The following is an 18,958-nucleotide window of genomic DNA, read 5'->3' as shown; positions in this document are numbered from 1 at the left end:
AACGCGATGCGCGCGGTGACGCGCTTACCGGACGGCTCACGCCGGATGTCGACGTCCTGGCTCAACGCGGCGACGATCTCCAGACCGTGCTGTCCCACCCGGCAGGGGTCGGCGGGCCTGGGTACCGGCAGGGTGGTGTCACCGTCCCGCACGGTGACGGTCACCATGCCGTCCGTACGTGCCAGCGTCAGTTCGATGGGACCGGACCCGTACTTGACCGCGTTGGTCATCAGCTCGCTCACCACCAGGAGGACAGCGCCCACGGTGTCCTCCGACAACGCGTGCCCCCGGCCCTTCCACGAGGCGGCGAGGTACCCGGCCGCGAAGTCGCGTGCGTCGGCAATGCGCAAGGTGTCCCGGCCGAATGTCATCGAGACCTCTCGCAGGCCCGCGTCAGCCGGTACGCGCCTGACCGACGAGCCGTTCAGTCCGGTATCGCTCATGCCAACCGCCACGTCACTCCCGCATGTCGCACGGCACGCTGACGTCTCCCGCGTGTAGGAACATCTGTCGCTCCTACAATAGTTCTGTCATCTGGCGGCTATCGCCTGCCTCGGTCGACGAAGAGGCGTCTTCCGGGGCCGTGGTCTCCGGCCCGGTCGTCACCGGGCATGCCTTCCCGCAGGCGGGCCGGGGAGCGGGAGGCCGACCGGGGACGAGCACCCGCCGTCACCACTGGCTGCGCAACGGACCCGGACGATCCACAGTCCCGGTTCCGTCAGGCGGCTCGGCCGTCCACGTCCGCTCAGACCGCCAGGGGGATCTCGGCCCAGATCGTCTTGCCCCGCCCGGCACGGCGGGTGCCCCAGTGCCAGGCGAACTGGGCGACGAGGAGCAGCCCGCGTCCGCCCTCGTCGAAGGAGCGGGCGCGGCGCAGGTGCGGGGAGGTGCTGCCGGCGTCGGAGACCTCGCAGACGAGACTGCCGTCGTGGATCAGCCGCAGCTGGATGGGGGGACGGCCGTAGCGGATGGCGTTGGTGACCAGCTCGCTGACCACCAGCTCGGTGATGAAGGCGGACTCGTCCAGCCCCCAGGCCGTCAGTTGGTCGGTGACCTGTTTGCGTGCCCGGGCGACGACGACGGGTTCCGAGGGCAGACTCCAGGTGGCGACCTGGCCGGCTCCCAGGACGCGGGTACGGGCGACGAGCAGGGCGACGTCGTCGTCGGGAGGGGCCGGCAGCAGGGTTGCGAGTACGTCGTCGCAGAGTGTGTCCAACGCCTGCGCGGGCCGGGCGAAAGCTCGGCGCAGCGCACCGAGCCTCTCGTCGATCCCATGGCCGCGGGCTTCGATGAGGCCGTCGGTGTACAAGGCGAGGAGACTGCCCTCGGGCAGTTCGACCTCGCACGCCTCGAAGGGCAGGCCTCCCAGGCCGAGCGGCGGGCTCGCGGGGAGATCGAGGAAGGACGCCTCGCCGTCCGGGGACACCACGACGGGCGGCGGGTGGCCGGCACGGGCCAGGGAACAGCGGCGGGAGACGGGGTCGTAGACCGCGTAGAGACAGGTCGCGCCGATGTCTCCGGCGATGTCGGCGTCGGCCGCGGCCTCGGAGGCCAGGCGGATGACGACGTCGTCGAGGTGGGTGAGCAGTTCGTCGGGCGGCAGGTCGATGTCGGCCAGGGTCCGCACGGCCGTGCGCAGTCGCCCCATGGTGGCGGAGGCCGGGACCCCGTGGCCGACGACATCACCGACCACCAGGGCGACCCGGGCGCCGGAGAGCGGGATGACGTCGAACCAGTCGCCGCCCACACCGGCCCGGCCTCCGGCGGGCAGGTAGCGGAAGGCGGCCTCGACCGCCGGCTGGCAGGGCAGTGTCTCGGGCAGCAGACTGCGCTGCAGGGTCATGGCCGTGATGCGCTCACGGGTGTAGCGACGGGCGTTGTCGATGCACACCGCGGCCCTGGCCGTGATCTCCTCGGCCAGCAGGACGTCGTCCTGCTGGAACGTCTCCGGGTGCCGGGTGCGCCCCAGGAAGACCGAGCCGAGAGTGACACCACGAGCGCGCATCGGCACCACCATCACCGAGTGCGCTTCGGACAGGAGGATCCGGGTGGCCCGCTCGGGGTCCTGGGCCGTCCATCGGGCCATGGAGGAGTCCTTCACCTCGTACACCGCGGAACGGCCGGTGGCCAGGCACTCGGCCGTGGGCGCGGACGCCGGGTACTCCACCTCGCTCCCCAGCCGGAGCATGGTGCCGAGGAGGGCGTCGGTGTCCGCCTGCCGGGCGGTCCGGCGCATGGTGATCGGACCGCGCGGCGGGCCGTCGGGCGGCTCCTTGCCGCGATGGATGAACTCCAGCAGGTCGACGGACGCGTAGTCGGCGAGCCGGGGGACGATCACGTCGGCCAGTTCCTGCGCGGTACGAGCGACGTCCAGGGTGCTGCCGATGCGGTTGCCGGCCTCGTTGACCAGCAGCAGCCGCTGGCGGGCCAGGTGCTGCTCGGTGATGTCGAGAAGCGCGATGGACGATCCCTGCACCTGGCCGAGGTGGTTCTTCAGCGGAGAGAGGAACACGGACCAGAAGCGTCCCCGTGACTCGCCGGATGCCCGGAAGTACCGGACCACGTGCACGGGTTGCCCGGTGCGCACCACCTGGTCCTGGAGCTCAGCGAATTCGTCGTACGCCGGACTGGGCAGGAAGTCCATGAGGCGGTGCCCTCGGAGCTGCTCCTCGGGCAGGCCCACTGTCCGGGCTATCACGTCGTTGGCCCCCACCACCCGGTTGTCCCGGTCGTAGAACGCCACGGCGACCGGCAGCTGGGCGAGGGTGAGTTCCCTCAGCAGGGTGCCCTCGTCCCCGGACGGACCCGGACCGTCCGGAACCGGGGACGTGAGGACCCATTGGGTCCGTCCGTCCCCGCCCGGGCACGGACAGGCCCGGACCGCCACCTCCACCGTCCGGCCGTCCCGGTGCCGAGCCGGGACGACGCCGTACCACGGCGCCCGTTCCGCCAGACGGCGCAGGGCGGACGAGGGCAGGTGGGAGACGAGCAGATCGGCCGCGGAGCGTGAGACGACCTCCCCGGATGCGTAACCGAGCAGGCTCCGGGCTTCCTCGCTCCACCCCGTGATCACCCCTCGCTCGTCGGCGATGGCGACGGCGACGGCGGTGGTCGAGGTCGTGGTGTACGGCCCGGGCGGGCCGTCGGGCCGGATCCCAGCCCCGTTGTCCTGTAGTGACATATTCATCCACTTCGTCCAGGTACGGGGATATTTTATCGTCCGGGTTCCCCGGTCGGCGGTGGTCCCGCGACGACCCGCACCGGCTCCGTTCCCGCACCGCGCCCCCGGCCGTGACTCCCCCGCGCCGCCCCTTCGGTCCCGGCGCGACGTGCGCTGCCCGGACGCGCGGACACGACCCGACAGGGAGCCGGTGCCGAGGAGGCCGGTGCGCAGGACGCCGGGCTCCACGACCGTGTCCGGGATCCCGAACGGCTCCAGCCCCAGCTTGCGGGTGTGTGAGCGTTGCCCGCGTCAGGAGCCGGTCCCGCAGGACGCCGCGGGTGACCCTGTCGCCCCCTGCCCAAGGCGCTCCGGTTGCGAAAAAGGGGAGCCGAACGCGAGGGGATCGCGTCTACTTTGATCAGCACGGGCAGACACGTTGATCGCCCACCTGGCAGAGCAAAGGAACGTCATGCCGTTCAGAAGGCTGTCGGCGAGTCCGGGTGCCGACGGGATCCCGGTCGAGACGGTGCCGCACGGGGGCGACGTGGTTCCGGACGGGGTCGTCCGGGGGGAAGCGCGGATCCAGGGCGGGTCCGTGGACCGCACGGGCCGACGATCGCGCGGGTCGTGGACGCCGGCGGCCTGGACCCGGTCACCGTGCGTCCGCCGCCGGAGCAGCGGTGCCGAGTGCTGCACCGGGTCGAGCTGAGCCTCGTCGTCGGCGAGCAGGCCATGGACGTCGTGCCGGAGACGGACGAGAAGCCGGGGTCGTTCAGCGCGGACAGCGGCGCCTTCCGCTCCTTGCGGGTGGGGCTGGACACCTACCGGAGTACCGGCCGGGCGGCATACCCCGACCAGTGGCTGTCGAGGGGGCGGCGGCAGGGGCGACTGGCTCCGACGCCCCTTCGCGGGGCGGCCCCCGGCACACCCCGCCGCCGGTCGCACGGCCTCCGCAGCCGGGCGAGGCCGCCGATGGTCCGGTGCGGCGCCCCGGGACGGTGACGGGAGCGGTCACATTCCACGCGCCCCGGCGCCCGGCCACGCCGGCCTGCTCACCCGAGCGCGCCGCGCGGTGCCCGTGACCGCTGGGGTGCTTCCGTGACCAGGACGGCACGAGGGCCGCCGGGCGGTCATCGCGCCCACGCCCCGCATCCGTCGACCGGTCCGCGGGCACGGCGTCCCGATGTTCACACGAACGCGCTCAACACTGGAGAGAGGATTTCGGGAACAGTGGAAAGTGTCACGGATGTGCCGGACAGCGCCCGTCTCTGGCCGCTCGTGGGCAGGGACGCGGAACTGGCGGCCTTCGACTCGGCTCTGGCCACCCCACGTTTCCGCGGCTTCGTGATCGCGGGCCCGGCCGGGGTGGGCAAGACCCGCCTGGCTGAGGAGTGGCTGTCCCGGCTGCCGGGCAGGGACGTCAAGCTGTCCCGGATCACTGCCACGGAGGCGGCCCGAACGGTGCCGCTGGGGGCTGTGGCCCACCTGATACCCGCCAGTGTGGACCTGTCCGACCCGGTCAGGGGCTTCGCGGCGGTCTCCGCGGTGTTCGCGGGGCGGGAACGTGCCGCGCAGCACCTGCTGTTCGTCGACGACGTGCACCTGCTCGACACCGCGTCCACCGTGCTGCTCCGTCAGCTGATGGACGCGGGCCTGATACGACTCGTCGCGACCTTACGGACCGGAACGGCACTCAGCGACGCGGCGCAGGCCCTCACCCAGGGCGACGCGGTACGCCGGGTCGACCTCGGAACGCTCGACCAGGAGAAGGTCAAGCTGCTGCTCGAGTCCGTGCTGGGCGGCACCATCGGACGACGAACCCTGCACGAGCTGTTCACGGCGAGCCAGGGGAACGTCCTTTACCTCCGTGAGCTGGTGCTCGGCGGGCTGGCGGCCGGCACGCTCACCACGGACGGCCAGGTCTGGCAGTCGGAGGAGCGCCTGTTGGCCCGGACCCCGGTGCTGACCGAACTCATCGCCGCGCGGCTCGGCATCGCCGACCCACGTGCCCGACCGGCGTTGAAACTGCTCGCGCTCTGCGGACAGTTGCCGTTCCCGGATCTGGAGGCCACCACGCCGTTGGAGGACCTCGAAAGGCTGGCGATCACCAGCACGCACCACGACGGCCGTCGTGCCGTGGTCACGCTGGCCCATCCGCTGTACGCGGAAGTGCTCCGGGACGAACTGCCGCCCTCGCGCCGCCGCGGCCTCCTGCTGGCCCAGGCGGAGCGCACCGAGGGCCACGGCCTGCGCCGCCGCGACGACGCCCTGCACATCGCGTCGTGGAGGCTGGCGGCCACCGGAACGGCGGATCCCGAACTGCTGACGCGCGCGGCCGCCGTGGCTCGGCACGCGCACGACTACCAGCAGGTCGTCACCTTGCTGGACGCCCTGCCGGAGGGGTACGACACGTCGGTCGGGCTCATGCGCGGGGAGGCGTTGCGCGAGCTGGGCCAGTGGGAGCGGGCGGACGACGTGCTCGCCTCCGTGGAGGCCGACGCCACGGACGAGTTCCAGGCCATCGCCGCCACCATCAGCCGGGCGATGAACCTGCTCTGGACCGGGGACCGCGCCGAAACCGCCCTCGATGTCATAGCAGCCGCTCGCGCCCGGACACGGAACCCGCTGGGCCGGCGGTTGTTGCACGTCAACGAGGGGGTCATCCGCGTCTTCTCCGGCGAACCGAGCGAAGGGCTCCATGTACTCGACCTGGAGCTGTCCGAGCGCATAGGCGAGGGCGTGGACGTGGACGCCTGGCTGTGGGGGGCCATGGCCAAGAGCATCGGCATGACGGCGGTCGGCCGCGTCGCCGAAGCGGTCACATGGGCCGAACAGGCCTACGCCGCCCATCGCGAGGTCGACGAACACGCCCTGCTGTCCCATCCCGCGGCGTCCGTTCCCCCCTTGGCGCTGGCCCTCACCGAGCACGCCCGGATCGGCGAGGCGCTCGAAGTGGGGCAGAAGGGCTACGACGACCTGATCCTCACCCGCACACCAGGTCCCCAGGCATGGCTGGCGCTGATCATCGCACGTGCCGAACTGCTCGCCGGCCGGGTGAAGTCGGCGCGCAGGTGGTACGCCGAGTCGGCCACGACCGCCTCGGCCCGACGGCAGTCCAAGCCGCAGAGGCTGGCGTTCTCCGGGGTGGCCATGTGCGCGGCGCTGCTGGGCGAGCTCAACGCGGCCGACGAGGCGATGGCGAGAGCCGAGGACTACCCGGCCGTCGAGTGGTTCCCCGGTGAGGATTACCTGGGCGACGCCTGGCGCCGTGCCGCTCGGGGGGACCTCAAGGGGGCCCGCGGCCTGCTGCTGGAGGCGGCCGGTCTCGCTCGCTTCACCGGACACGGACCCTCGGAGGCATGGTTGCTCACGGACGTCGCCCGCCTGGGCGGCGCCGGGGACGTCACCGCTCGTCTGGGTGAGATCACGAAGCTGAGCGAGGGCAGGCTCGTCGCGCTGCGCACCGAATACGTCCGTGCGCTGGCGTCACAGGACCCCGACCTGCTGCTGAGGGCGGCGAAGGAGTTGGGCCAAGCGGGCCTCCGCCTGTTCGCGAGCGAGGCGGCCACCACGGCGGCTTCCCTCTGGAGCGGGTCCGGACGGTCGCGTCAGGCGGCCGGCGCCGCACAACAGGCCCGGTACCACGCGGCGTCCTGCGAAGGGGCCCGCACACCCGTCCTGACCCTGGCCGAGTCGGCTTCCACGCTCACTCCACGGGAGCAGGAAGTGGCTCTCCTCGCCGCGGGGGGACGAGCCGGCCGTGACATCGCGCAGGCGCTCCACATCTCCGTCCGCACGGTGAACAACCACCTGCAGAACGCCTACGCCAAGCTCGGCATCTCGAATCGTCAGGAGCTGGCGAGCGTTTTGGGGATCGCCGTGTCGCGCGGATCCGTGGAGTAGCGGGGAGCAGGCGAAGGGTGTGCCGCTCCGGTCCGCCGCCGAAGGCGCGGCGCGGCGCGCCACGCCACGCACGGGCCGGGCAGACCGGGTACTCCGTACTCAGGAAGCGGTCCGGGGCGGGGGAACGCGTCGAGGGACGGGAGGTCGCGGGCGCCGGGCAGGACCGTGCCGGGGCTCGGCGCACGAGCCGACGGCCGCACGGTCTTCGGGCCCGGACCGGCAGCGTTCCCCGTCGTCTCACCGCCCGTCCAGCGCCGCGCCGTTCCCTGCTGCTCCCCCGGTGAGCCGTCACGAGGGCCGTGCTTCGCCGGGCGGGACGTGATGCCGGTCGAGTCCCGGACGAAGCCGCCGGACGCACACGGGAGGAACCCGCGCTCGTCATCGCGGCGGCCGCGCCGGGTGGCCGCCCGGTCCCGTACCGAGCGTGCCTGCTCGTTGTCCGGGGCGGCCGACGGCCCGGGAGGGCGACTCCGGCACACGGCGCAGACCTCGGCGGTCGACCGAGCGACGCGTACCCGGCTCGCGCTCCTGAACGGCTTCGCGCGTCAGGAACCGAGGACCGGATAGTGGTCCGAGTACCGCGTGTATGTGTCGCCCCCCACCTCCCAGGCGGGCGAGGAGACCTCCTGACCGGTGTTGTGCCAGGAGTCCGGGCGGGCGTGCCGGTTGTCGTAGAGCACGTAGTCGAGCCACTGCGACGGCGATTCGCCCGACCGTGCGCGCGCGACGTCGTTCGTGGCCGGATCGAATGTGTAGGGGTGCCCGCCGTACTCCGGCGAGGCCGCGTCGAGCGTTTGCAGCATCGCGGGGTACTCGTCGGAGTGGCGGTCCACGTTGAGGTCACCGACGAACAGCACCGGCTCCTCGACGGGAAGGCGCAGCTCGTCCACGAAGGAGCGCATCTCGGACAGCTGGGACGCCCGTACCCGGGCCGCCTGCCCCCCGCCGCACAGGGCGTCGTCGGCCTGCAGATGGGTTCCGACGACGTGGACGGGACGCCCGTCCACGTCGAGCCGCGCGTAGGCGAACCCCTTCTGCGACAGGGCGTCCGTGCCGCACTCGTCCTCGAAGATGTACTGGATCCTGCGTGTGATGGGCCATCGGCTGGCGATGGCGACACCGCCGTCCTCCGGAGCGAGGGAGGAATAGGCGCCTCGTGTCTCGTCCCACCCGCTCTTGGACCGGCCGACGACAGGCGTGCGGTGGGGATGGCCCTCGAGCCTGTCGAGCAGGATCTCCGAAGCGCTGTTGTCGAAGAGCTCCTGGAACACCACGACGTCGTTGCCGGAGAGATAGGGCGCCGACCCGATCAGCTCGCCACGCCGGTCCTGAGCCCATCCGTCGGTGATGAAGGACGGCAGAAGCATGGTGTTGGTCGTCAGCACCCGAAGTGCGGGAGCGGAAGCGGAAGTCGCGGGCTGAGGGGGAGCGGCTGAGGCGACGGCGGGGGCGCCCGCCAGGGCGAGTACGGCAGTGATCACGGCGGCCGTGCGGAACTGCATGTGGATTTCTCCCGATCGGTGAGGCGCGGACCCGGAACAGTGTGGCCCGGCACGGTCCGACTGTCGTGAGTAGAAGTCACTCACCTGCGCGCACCGGTCCGTTCACCGCCGGTCACGCATGACTCGACGCCGCACGCGGCTTCTCGGGGCATCCGGTGCTCCCGGACCGGAACGTCCCGTCGGCGCCCCTCAAGCGCCCCGGCCCCGGACACTTCCGCAGCCGTCGCCGCTCCGGACGTCGCTGTGGCGCTCATGGTCCTCGCCCACGGGTGCCGCGCCTCCGGACGTCCGGTGTGCGGCCGTGTGCCACGCGGGCAGGGGGAGAGGCGTCCCGTGACGCGCCCCGACGACGCGTTCCTTCACCCGCCGTCCCGGCTGCCGGGAGGCCGGCAGGTACTCCTGCATGTGTACGACCCGGCGCAGGCCGGCGCCGGACCGACGCACCGGCGGGCCGTCGCCGACGCCCCGTCCGTTTCGCGGCGGCCTCCATGGCACGGACCGCGCGGCCGGTTGGACGCCGCACTCCCCGCGGGACGGAGGAACCGGGGTGCGTCCGCGCCACCTGCCGGAAACCACAGGGGGACCTTCGCAGGGCACAGACGGAGGCCCCTCCGTCGTGCGCCGGACATCGGACGCTGCTCCCCCGAATGGAGCAGATCCTACTCATGAGCCTCCTCGGGGAAGGCTCCTAAGGTCTTGAACGTCCGAGGGGCTCGGGGGAGGCCCCGAAGCCGCACCGCGGCCGATCAGGCAGCCGGCTGTCGCCGACCGCCACGCGGCCCGACCCACTTCCCCCACGGTGACGCGAACGCGTCGGCCTGCTTACGGGCTTTCCTCGTCCGCGCGACGGAACGTGCCCCGCAGCAGGCGGCCCCGCCACACGGCGGCGTGCCGCCGTGGCCGCCGCGACTCGCCGTCATCCGTGCTGTTCGTCCCAACGCCGGTTCGGCACCGCGCCGACCGGTACCACCGAAGGGTTTACGCCACATGCGTATCAGCAAGACAGCAATGCGCGCCATGATTCCGCTCGCCACTTCCGCCGTGCTGCTCAGCACCGCGGGGGTCGGATCCGCCGCCGTCCCCGCAGGACCGGCCGGCGAACGGGCCTCTGCCCACGGAACCGACCGGTCGGTGACCGCCGTCACCGACCAGTTGGCGAAGCAGTTCGCCGGTGCGCTCGGCGCCCGGGACGTGGAGCGGCAGGTGCGCGAGTCCGTGAACGGCGGGAGCGGGTCCACCGATCTGGCGGACCTCGCCGACAGGACCCGGGGGCTGGAGCACTTCGCCCGACAGGTGGACCGCGGCAACGCCGCCGTCCTGCAGGCTCGGGGGCTGCAGGACGGAGCGGGTTCGCTCATCGAGCTGCGGCTCGGGGACGACTCCATGCGTGACCAGGTGCGCAAGGGGGAGCCCCTCCTGGTCGCCGGCGAGGCCGACGAGGACGCCGACACGATCACCGCCTACGACAGCAGAGGCCGTGTGCACCGACTCGACGCGCGCACCGTGCCCGGCCGCGTCGTCCTCGTCGTGGGCATCGACGGCGAGAAGAGCCTGCAGGCGGGCCTGGCCCAACTGCGCGAAACCCTGGCGCAGCACGGCGTGAACGCCGACGTCCCGGCCGCAGCCCCCGGTAAGGCCGACCGCGGCGCGGGCATGAGGGCGAGCGGTGGCTACGACGCCACGATGATGGAGAGCGCCCGGCTCAAGGACGACATGGAGCCCTGGCACAAGGGCGGAGCGGAGATCTACGCCCTCGTCGCCGGGGTGAACCCCAACGGTCAGCCCCAGGTCGACACCGTCGAGATGCCCTATCTGGATCACGACGGCGAGACCTACAACCCCCATCAGATACTTGTCAACTGGTCGCACTTCAAGTTCAACGCGGCCGACGTGGTCATGATGGAGGAGGACGATACGGCGAACTACGCCGAACTCGCCAGGACCGTCGCCAAGGCCCTGCTGGTGGTCATCCAGCAGGGGCAGTACGTTCCGCTGGTCGAAGCCGTCATCAACGCCATCCCGCAGGGCTGGTTCAGCGATGACCACGACTACGTGGACTCCTGGTACACCGTGCAGAGGCACACCGCGGGTCAGGTCCGCGGAGCGGCCGGCAACGGCACCCTCAACCTCGCCCCCTTCTACGTGGGCGAGCTCTGAGGATCGGAGGCCCGGGGCCCCGCAGACGCCTGCGGGGCATGACAGGCGATCGTGGAGCCGCACGCCGGAAGGCGTGCGGCTCCACCTGGAGACCGTCGGACGGCCGTACCCCGGACACACGGTGCTCGTGCGAACCGGCCGGTGACGGCCGACGTGTGCGCGGCGGACTCATCGGCTGTTCGCGGTGGCGGCGACGGCGGGGAGGAGGGCGAGGGCCAGGAGCCCGGAGGCGAGCGCGAGGATCGGGAAACCGCCGACGGAGACGACGACTCCGGAGGCGAGTCCGCCGGCGGCCCCCGCGACAGCGATGGAGACGTCGACCATGCCCTGTGCCTTGGCGCGGGTGGCCGGCGGCAGGGCGTCGGTGATCATGACCGTTCCGGAGACGAGGCCGAAGTTCCAGCCGAGGCCGAGGAGGGCGAGCGCCAGGGCGAGCGGGGCGACGGAGTGCGCCGGGGCCGCGGCCGCGGTGAGGCCCGCGGCCAGCAGGGTGAGGCCGGAGGCCGCGGCGACGGTCCTGCGGCCGTACCGGTCGACGAGCCAGCCCGTCAAAGGCGACGGCAGGTACATCGCACCGACGTGGATGCCGATCACGAGGCCTGAAGCGGTGGTGCCGTGCCCGTGGTCGTGCATGTGCACGGGGGTCATCGTCATCACGGCGACCATGACGAGTTGAGTCAGGATCATCGTGAGGGTGCCGAGGACGAGGTCCGGTCCGCGGCCGGCGCCCGGCGCCGGGGCGGTGGCGGTGGTGGCCGTGTGCCGCTCCGCTTCGAGACGGCGGGAGAGGAGCAGGGGATCGGGAAGGAGCCAGACGAGCAGGACGAGGGCGGCCAGGCCGTAGGCGGCGCCGGCGAGGAGGAACGGCCCGGCGAGCGTGGGCATGCCCAGGGTGTCGGCGAGGACGCCGGTGGGACCGGCGAGCGTGGGGCCGACGACGCCGCCGAGGGTGGTGGCGACCAGGACCGTCGAGACGGCCCGGGCGCGATGGGCGGGAGCGGCCAGGTCGGCGCCGGCGTAACGGGCCCGGAGGTTGGCGGCCGTGCCGGCCCCGTAGACGAACAGGGCGACGAACAGGAGCACGGCGCTGCCGGCGGCTGCTGCCGCGACGACGCCGGCCGAGCCGACGGCACCGGTGAGGTACCCGGCTGCCAGGCCTGGTCGGCGGCCGCGGGAGTGGGACACGCGGCCGACGCCCACGGCGGCGAGAGCCGACCCCGCGGTGAACAAGGCGCTCGGCAGGCCGGCGAGGTCGGTCGAGCCGAGCATGTCCTGCGCGAGCAGGGCGCCGACGGTGATGCCGGCGGCGAGGCCGGCGCCGCTGAGGATCTGGGAGGCGACCAGGACGGTCAGGACACGGCGTTGTGCGGCGCAGTCCGGCGGTGCGTCGGTCGGAGAGTCGTGTGCGGTGGTCGTCACAGGGGTTTCCTTACGGGGCGGCCGCAGTTGTGAGGGCGGAGCGCCGGTCCGGTGTCGCGTCATGGAGGCGGGAGCGGACCGCGCGGAGGCGGTCGGGAGCAGGTGAGGCTCGTCGTCGGTCCACCGACGGTTCCGGAGCCGGACGCCGCGTCACCGGCGGCGGATCCGTGCGTACGGGAGCGATGCCTCCGGTCGGGCGCCGGGGGCGGCGCGCCACGGTACGGGGATCCCGCGGTGCGGGACCCGGAGGTCACCGTCCTGTGCGCCGCTCCCGGCGTGCGGAACGTGCGCCGGCAGACCTGGGGTGTGACGCCCGGCCGTCGGGTCAAGCGGTGACGCGGGTTGTCGGTGGTGCCGAGGCCCGCGCGAGGCGCCCGGAGCCGACCGCGGATCGCGGACGTCGGTGCTCCTCGGATCCGGACGTGGCCCGAGCATGACGCACCCCCCGGCCACGGGGCATGAGCAGCGTTTGACCGATTCCGGTCCGCGCTGCCGCCCCGAGGCGCGGCGTCGTGCGCGAAGTTCCCCCACGGAAAACGAATCCGACGAAGCGTCGACTCCGCACCGCTTCCCGGGGCCGCAGGCCGGAGCGCGACCGTGCCTCACCCGCCGTCCACCGCCTACCGCAGTGATCGTCGCGCCGGCTTCCGGACGCCGTCCGTGTCCGGGTTCTCCTCGAGGTGACCGGACACCACCGTGCTCAGGGCCTCCGTCAGCTCCCGGCGGGAACTGACGCCGGTCTTGTTGTAGACGCGCTGCAGGACGTTCTCGACCGTCCTGGCGGACAGGACGAGGTGGGCGGCGATCTGCCTGCTCGTCATGCCCTTCGCCGCGAGGAGGGAGACCTCCCGCTCCCGGCGGGTCAGGGGGGCCGCACCGGGCCACCGCGTCAGCCCCGGTGTCCGGGCCCCTCCCGACCGGTGGCAATGCCACTCACTGACCTGCAACGCCCTGGCCGCGCGCTTCTTGTCGCCCCGGGCCGTGAAGGCCTGCGAGGCAGCCAGTGAGGTCTCCGCGGCCAGCAGATGCAGACCGATGCCGGAGCACGACTCGACGGATCCCATGAGGTCTTCGCCGTTGCGGGCCACCACGGCCGAAGCGATCTCGCTGCGGACCCTCATCAGCGAACCGGGATGCCGGCGTGCCAGCTCGTCGAGTCGCGCGCTCGCCTCGTCGGCCCCGCCCAGACGGACTTTCTCGATGAGCAGCCATCCCTCGTTGGCGTACTGCTGCTTCGCCCGCAGACGCTCGATCGCCTCGTCGAGTTCCCCGACGGCTCTTTCCGGCTCCCCGAGAGCGAACTGCAGCCAGGCTCTGCCGACCGCCGCCACGCTCATCGCCACCTCCACGCCGCGGGTGGGTCGTTCCGCCATGGTCTCCTCGTACCTGGCTGCGGCGAAGAGCGCCTGCTCGGTCTCACCGAGCTGGGCGTGCACCGCCATCAGCCCCGCCCACGCCTGTTCGTGGATCATGGGCTGCCGCAGGCCGTGCGCGGAGGCGACCGCTTCCAGGTACCACGCACGAGCGGCCTTCAGGTTGCCGGCCACCAGTTCGCACCGGCCGAGCTGGCACGCGTGGAGCGACTGCGGCTGCCGCGAGCACGTCTTGAGGGCGTAGTCGTAGGCCGCGCCCGCCACCGCCCGCGCGTCGTCGAAAAGACCGCCCTCGACGTACGCCAGTGTCACCCACGCCGCCGGCAGCGAGTCATGTGTCGGGTGGTCTTGGTGCTTCTCCTCGCGTATGTACTCCTGGTGTTCCGCATGGGCCCGCCGGGCGCACTTCACCGCCTCGTCGCTCCGGCCGCGGAACGAGAGGGCGAGCGACCTCTGCAACAGGGCCCAGTGCCGCACGGGCGGCACCGGGATCCGCTCCACGTCGCGCAGCATCTCCAGCACGTCGCCCGTGGTGTCCGAGTAGAGCCGGATGGCCGCCTCGATGATCTTCAGAACGGGTCCCGCCGCGGGGAACCGCTCGTCCCGCACGGCCTCCGAGTTGATCTCCAATGCCCTCGTCAGTGAGCACTGGCCGTAGAAGGCGTTCTGCGTGCGCAGCATCACGACGGACAGGAACTGCTCGACGTCCGGTGCCAACTCGTAGGCCCGGCCCAGCGCCTCCTCCGCTTCGGAGAAGTCACCGATCTGGTAGTACGCCTCACCCCGCATCGAGGCCACGGAGAAATCGGCTTCGGCCTGCGGAATCGCTTCGAGGAGTTCGATGACCTTCTCGTGGTCGCGGCCGTGCCGCGCAAGTCTCGCGGCGGACAGCAGGGTTGGCGTGCTGGTCGTGCCATCGGCCGCGAGTTCGAAGGTCGCTATTCGCATCGCGTCGTCACGGCGGCGGCGTCCCCGGCGTTTGAGCCAGTTCGCCTGCTCCCGGTAGATGGCCCGCTGCCGCACCCGTGGAATCCGCCGGCGTATCACCTCTCCGTACAGGGGGTGAGCGAGGCTGCACATGTGCCGCTGTCCGCTGTGCCGCACTCGGACGATGCCTTCGGACTCCAACCGGCCCAGGTCGGCTTTCGGCACACCGGATTCCAGGGCCTCGATGTCGAGGGGCTCACAGCATGCCAGCGTTTCCACGAGACTGTGCTCAGCGGGCCCGAGCACATCGAGACGCCGGCTTATCATCCTGGCGAGTGTCGGACTGCTGACTGCGTGTTCCTCCAGCTGCCAGATGGAGCTGACGCGGTGCAGGCTGCCTGCCTTCAGAGCGCCCACGAGGAGTTCTCGGAGCAGCAGGGCGTTGCCGTTCGACAAGCGATGGAACCCGGCGACGGCCGTTCCGCTCACAGGCCCGTCCAGTACGACCCGAAGGTATTGCGCGACCGCCTCCTCGCTGAACGGTTCCAGATGCATCCAGGAGGTGTGCGTGCTGTCCGCCTGCAGGGCGGCGCTGTTGCGGGAGTCGGCATCGTTCGTTCGCACCAGAGCGATCAGGAAGATGACGTCCGCGTCCAGCAGTTGCCGAAGAAGGCTCATGGATGTTCCATCGATGAGATGCAGGTCATCCACCATCAGCACGAGTCTCCGTGCGGCGGGAAGGGGACGCAGTTCGGCGGCCGTGGCCCGGAAGAGCGCCACGGGGTCCTGGAGCACCACGTTCTCGGGCAGGAGATGGGCCAGCGTGGCCAGCGGGATGGCCGCCGACGCCACGGTGGCCACGGCTCGTGCCGTCGGGTGTCCCTGGCGGGCCGCCAGTCGCAGGACCTCCAGACCCAGTCGGCTCTTGCCGACGCCGGAGTCGCCCTCGACGACCAGACAGTTCTGCTGCGGGTCGGCCAGGCATTCCGTGGCGATGGCCAGTTCGTCCTCCCTGCAGACCAGAGGCGGAAGCGATGATTCGATCGTGCGCAGCAGTTCGCTGTACCGCCCCCGTTCCTCGGCTGCCGATGAGACGTGCGGAACACCGGACGTGCGCCGGCGCGTACCACGCCTTTCTTTGCTCGAACGGCCTGAGGAACCGGAGGCGCTCACGTGAAACTCCCTGTTCAAGAAGAACCACACGGCAGTGCCCGAACGTCGAACGACCAGCCATCCGGAGCGGATGAGCAGCGCCCGCAGTGTTCGGAACCTGCGTCAATGGTCATGTTGGTCCGCGTGCAGCGATGCGCGTGCCGGGTATCGGCCCTGTGTCCTCGGTCAGGGCCGGCGTTCAGACAGCGGATCCGTCGATCCGGACCGTGCGACGCCCCGTGCTGACGCCGACCGCTCGCGCCATCGCCTCACCTGCTGCTGACCGCCTGCGTCCTGGGCATGGTCGACCGCTCCCACCCATGACCCGGTACTCCCTTCATCGCCGACGCAGCCGGTTCGGACAGGCCCCCCTGATCCGCGACGGGCACGCTCGCGTGCTCGTCGACGGCGTCAGCGCCACCGGTCGGCGATGACCGCAGGTGCCGCCCGTGCGGTCATTATGCAGGGGGAGCGACCCGGGGCAGCATGAGTGATTGCTACTCATACGCCTGCTCCCCACGCGGTCACGGCGACACCGTCCGGACGGGCCGTGCGCGTGGCGCCGACGCACGGCGGCGGTCCCCGGGCCGGCACCGGCACGCAGGTCCGCCCGCCCCGTCGGCCGCGCCGAGGACGGCGTCGCCCCACCGTCGAGGACCGCTTCCGCGCCGTCCTGAGCACTGCTTACCCAGATGTGCCGAGCACCGGTGACCCAGTCGTACGGCGGGTGCGCCTCCGCCGTGGGGCAGTCCGGCTCGGAGATGTCCACGCAGCTCACGGCCCCGGCCCCGCCGGTCGCTTCGGGCAACGGCAGGCGCGTCGGACCTCGCCTCGAGTGAGCGGACGGCTCCACAGCGCGAACACTTCCCCCACGCCCGTGCAGGTGGGATGCCCGACCGCGACACGTCGGACCCCCTTAGTTTGTTCAAATGAACAGAATGGTGTTAGAAGTAGTGCATGAGCGCCGGAGACCGTCTTGACCTGACCCTGCGGCTTGTCCAGAACGCGGGCAAGCTGTCCGTGTCGGAACTGGCCGAACGTCTCGGTGTCTCGGAGATGACCGTTCGTCGGGATCTGAACGCGCTGGAGAGCCAGGGCCTGCTGCGCAGGGTCCACGGCGGCGCGATTCCCGTGCGCCCGCGGGAGGAGGGCGGGGGCTTCCTCGCCCGGCGCGAGTGGCAGTCCGCGACCAAGGACCGGCTGGGGGCGGCGGTCGCCGCGATGATCGAACCGGGGTCGAGGGTGCTGTTGGATGCGGGCACCACCACGGCTCACGTCGCCGAGCACATGGTGGAGCGCGCCCCGCTCACGGTGGCCGTACTGAGCCTGCAGGCAGCCGAGGCCCTGGCGGACAAGCCGGGCATCGAACTCCTCGTCGTGGGAGGGCGCTCGCGTCCGGGCGAACGCTCACTGGTGGGCCCTCTGGCGCTGCGCACCCTGGAAGCCCTGAGCTTCGACTGCTTCGTCATGTCGATCGGCGGTGTCCATGTCGAACGGGGCTGGACGGAGTTCTCCCTCGACGACGCGGCGGTCAAGCAGGTGGGCCTCGTGCAGGCGGCGCGAACCCTCGCCGTGGCGGACGCCACCAAACTCGGCGTGCGAGCGTTCAGCCGGGTGGCTCCGCTGAACGCGGTGGGAACCTTCGTCACCGATGCCGCGGCGAAGGACGTGCAGACCCATCCGAACGGGCCTCTCACCCTCCAGTCGCTGAGGGAGTCCGGGGTCGAGGTCCACCTGGTGTGACGGCCGCCGACCCGGCTCCGCTCGACCCGTGTCGTGGCCTTCCGCGCTCCGACTGCCGGTGCTCAGGACCGCGCCGGGAAACCGTCGGTCCGGTCGTCGGCGATCAGCTGCCGCAGGGCGTGGGCCACCTGCTCCGGGGCCTGCAGCTGAGGTCCGTGTCCCACGTCGTGCAGCTGTGCGATCCGTACGCCGGGGATCTGCGCCCTGATGAACTCGACGTCCGCGTCGGTGAGAAGGCCGCCGGTCCCCGGGCCGGCCCGGAACAGCGCGACGGGGACGCCCAGCCGTCCCAGCAGGCCGTCGTCCAGCCGCCGGTACGTATGAAGCGACACAGACGGACGAGAGCGTCGCGTCCGTCGACGGCCTGCCGGATCGCGACCTTTCCGACAGCCGTCCGGCGAACCCCGTGCATGGGGGCGCAGACGGCGACATCGCCTGCCGTTGGTCCGGAAGACACGATCGCCGCACACACGCACCGCTTCGCGCACGACGAGGCCGACCGCCCACTCCGATCCGTGCTCGGTGCACCCCGGTCGAAGGCGGAGGCGAGGGACGGTGGGTGCGCACGTGAACTGATTATGATCTTGGTCATGTTTGTGCAGAACTCTGACAAGACCCTTTCCCGCAAGCAGAGGCTTCAGGAGAAGCAGCGCCGCCAGCTGGCGGTGGTCGATACCGTGGACAAGGCCGAGGCGAAGGTCCGCAAGGCGGAGGTTGAACTGGCTGGGGCTGTCGCCGAGGCCGTGCAGGTGTTCGGCGACGAGCAGTCCGCGTCCGAGGGGCTCGATATGCCGGTCGAGGCGGTCCGGCGTTTTCTCGGCATGATGCAGAACGAAGCGGCCGGCGCTGGTGACGTCGCCGGCGCATCCTGAATCCGGCCTGCCGCGGGGCGGCCACGTGCGTGGCCCCGGCCGCCCCGGAGGGCGGCCGAGGCCGTCGTGGGGATGTGGGACTGGCGACCTCGCGTCATCGGTCGTCGCCCGTTCCTCGGCGCGCGGGGCATCGCTGTGACCGTCTGCGGTGACGGATGTCGGCACCGCACCCGTCGGCCCGAAGCCGGGATGTGCGTTTGTCCGCTCCAGCTGCCTTGACGCCGGTGTCAGGCGGCAGCCGGAGGCGTCAGGTCGCCCACGGGCGGGGCGGGCGAGGCCTTCCTGGCGTGGGCAGGCGCCGTCGAAGACGCCGACCCGGACGACGAGGCGGCCGTGCGCCTGCTCGACGCCGCGTACGAGCAGTTCTGCCGGATGGGGATCAAGCGGTCCGGGACGGCTGACGTGGCGCGGCTCGCGGGGGGCGCCCCGGATCACCGTCCACCGTCGTTTCGCCACCGAGGAGGTGCTGGTCGAGCAGGTGGTGCGGGGGAGTTCCGCCGGTACTTTGATTCGACCGGTTCGCCGTCGAGATCCAGGACGCCGGTACGGTCGCCGACCGGGTCGTCCTGGGCTTTTTGAGTTCCTTGCGCGCCATTCGCCCCAACCGTCTCATCGGCGGCCTCATGTTCGTCGAACCGGACGCCGTGGTGCCGTTCATGACCCGCACTTTCAACCGACGTTCCCTGAGAGGTCATTCGGGGTACACCTCCGTCACCGAGGATCCTGGCCCGGCCACACGGGGAGAAC

General features: G+C 71.6%; 11 protein-coding genes. 5 read left to right on the top strand and 6 right to left on the bottom strand.

Annotated features, from left to right (window positions below):
- Positions 1-443, bottom strand: a 443-nt coding sequence (locus KYY02_RS30690; protein ID WP_371243703.1) for an ATP-binding protein, incomplete at its 3' end; no start/stop codon positions are given.
- Between the two features lie 302 nt (positions 444-745).
- Complete coding sequence (locus KYY02_RS30685; RefSeq protein ID WP_371243700.1) at positions 746-3,187, bottom strand: SpoIIE family protein phosphatase; 2,442 nt, start codon at positions 3,185-3,187, stop codon at positions 746-748.
- A gap of 603 nt (positions 3,188-3,790) precedes the next feature.
- Here KYY02_RS30685 and KYY02_RS30680 point away from each other — a divergent pair.
- Together KYY02_RS30680 and KYY02_RS30675 are read left to right on the top strand one after the other, a co-directional pair.
- Positions 3,791-4,165, top strand: a complete 375-nt coding sequence (locus KYY02_RS30680) for a hypothetical protein (RefSeq protein WP_371243698.1) — start codon at positions 3,791-3,793, stop codon at positions 4,163-4,165.
- 228 nt (positions 4,166-4,393) lie between these two features.
- Complete coding sequence (locus tag KYY02_RS30675; protein ID WP_371243696.1) at positions 4,394-7,066, top strand: helix-turn-helix transcriptional regulator; 2,673 nt, start codon at positions 4,394-4,396, stop codon at positions 7,064-7,066.
- 545 nt (positions 7,067-7,611) lie between these two features.
- On the opposite strand, the gene sph is transcribed toward KYY02_RS30675, so the two are convergent.
- A complete protein-coding gene (sph, locus tag KYY02_RS30670; protein WP_371243694.1) occupies positions 7,612-8,568 on the bottom strand; it encodes a sphingomyelin phosphodiesterase in 957 nt (318 codons plus the stop codon).
- Positions 8,569-9,555: 987 nt separating this feature from the next.
- Here sph and KYY02_RS30665 point away from each other — a divergent pair.
- Positions 9,556-10,725 carry a DUF3103 family protein gene (locus KYY02_RS30665; protein WP_371243692.1) on the top strand — a complete coding sequence of 390 codons (1,170 nt, stop codon included), beginning with the start codon at positions 9,556-9,558 and terminating at the stop codon, positions 10,723-10,725.
- A gap of 168 nt (positions 10,726-10,893) precedes the next feature.
- On the opposite strand, the gene KYY02_RS30660 is transcribed toward KYY02_RS30665, so the two are convergent.
- Positions 10,894-12,144, bottom strand: coding sequence for an MFS transporter (locus KYY02_RS30660; protein WP_371243690.1), 1,251 nt, complete (start codon positions 12,142-12,144; stop codon positions 10,894-10,896).
- A 620-nt stretch (positions 12,145-12,764) separates the two neighbouring features.
- Positions 12,765-15,617: a LuxR C-terminal-related transcriptional regulator gene (locus KYY02_RS30655; RefSeq protein ID WP_371243688.1), complete on the bottom strand. Its 2,853-nt coding sequence runs from the start codon at positions 15,615-15,617 to the stop codon at positions 12,765-12,767.
- Positions 15,618-16,553: 936 nt separating this feature from the next.
- Here KYY02_RS30655 and KYY02_RS30650 point away from each other — a divergent pair.
- Positions 16,554-17,339: a DeoR/GlpR family DNA-binding transcription regulator gene (locus tag KYY02_RS30650; RefSeq protein ID WP_371243686.1), complete on the top strand. Its 786-nt coding sequence runs from the start codon at positions 16,554-16,556 to the stop codon at positions 17,337-17,339.
- Positions 17,340-17,401: 62 nt separating this feature from the next.
- Here the strand turns inward: KYY02_RS30650 and KYY02_RS30645 are convergent, their stop codons facing one another.
- Positions 17,402-17,671, bottom strand: a complete 270-nt coding sequence (locus KYY02_RS30645; RefSeq protein ID WP_371243684.1) for an alpha/beta fold hydrolase — start codon at positions 17,669-17,671, stop codon at positions 17,402-17,404.
- Between the two features lie 258 nt (positions 17,672-17,929).
- Between KYY02_RS30645 and KYY02_RS30640 the strand changes: the two genes are divergently transcribed.
- Positions 17,930-18,211, top strand: a complete 282-nt coding sequence (locus KYY02_RS30640; RefSeq protein ID WP_371243682.1) for a hypothetical protein — start codon at positions 17,930-17,932, stop codon at positions 18,209-18,211.
- Positions 18,212-18,958 lie beyond the last annotated feature (747 nt).

This window comes from Streptomyces pimonensis, from assembly GCF_041380215.1.
Lineage (GTDB): Bacteria > Actinomycetota > Actinomycetes > Streptomycetales > Streptomycetaceae > Streptomyces > Streptomyces pimonensis.
The sequence above is the reverse complement of the archived record's forward strand: the minus strand, read 5'-3'. Positions and strand labels throughout refer to the sequence as shown.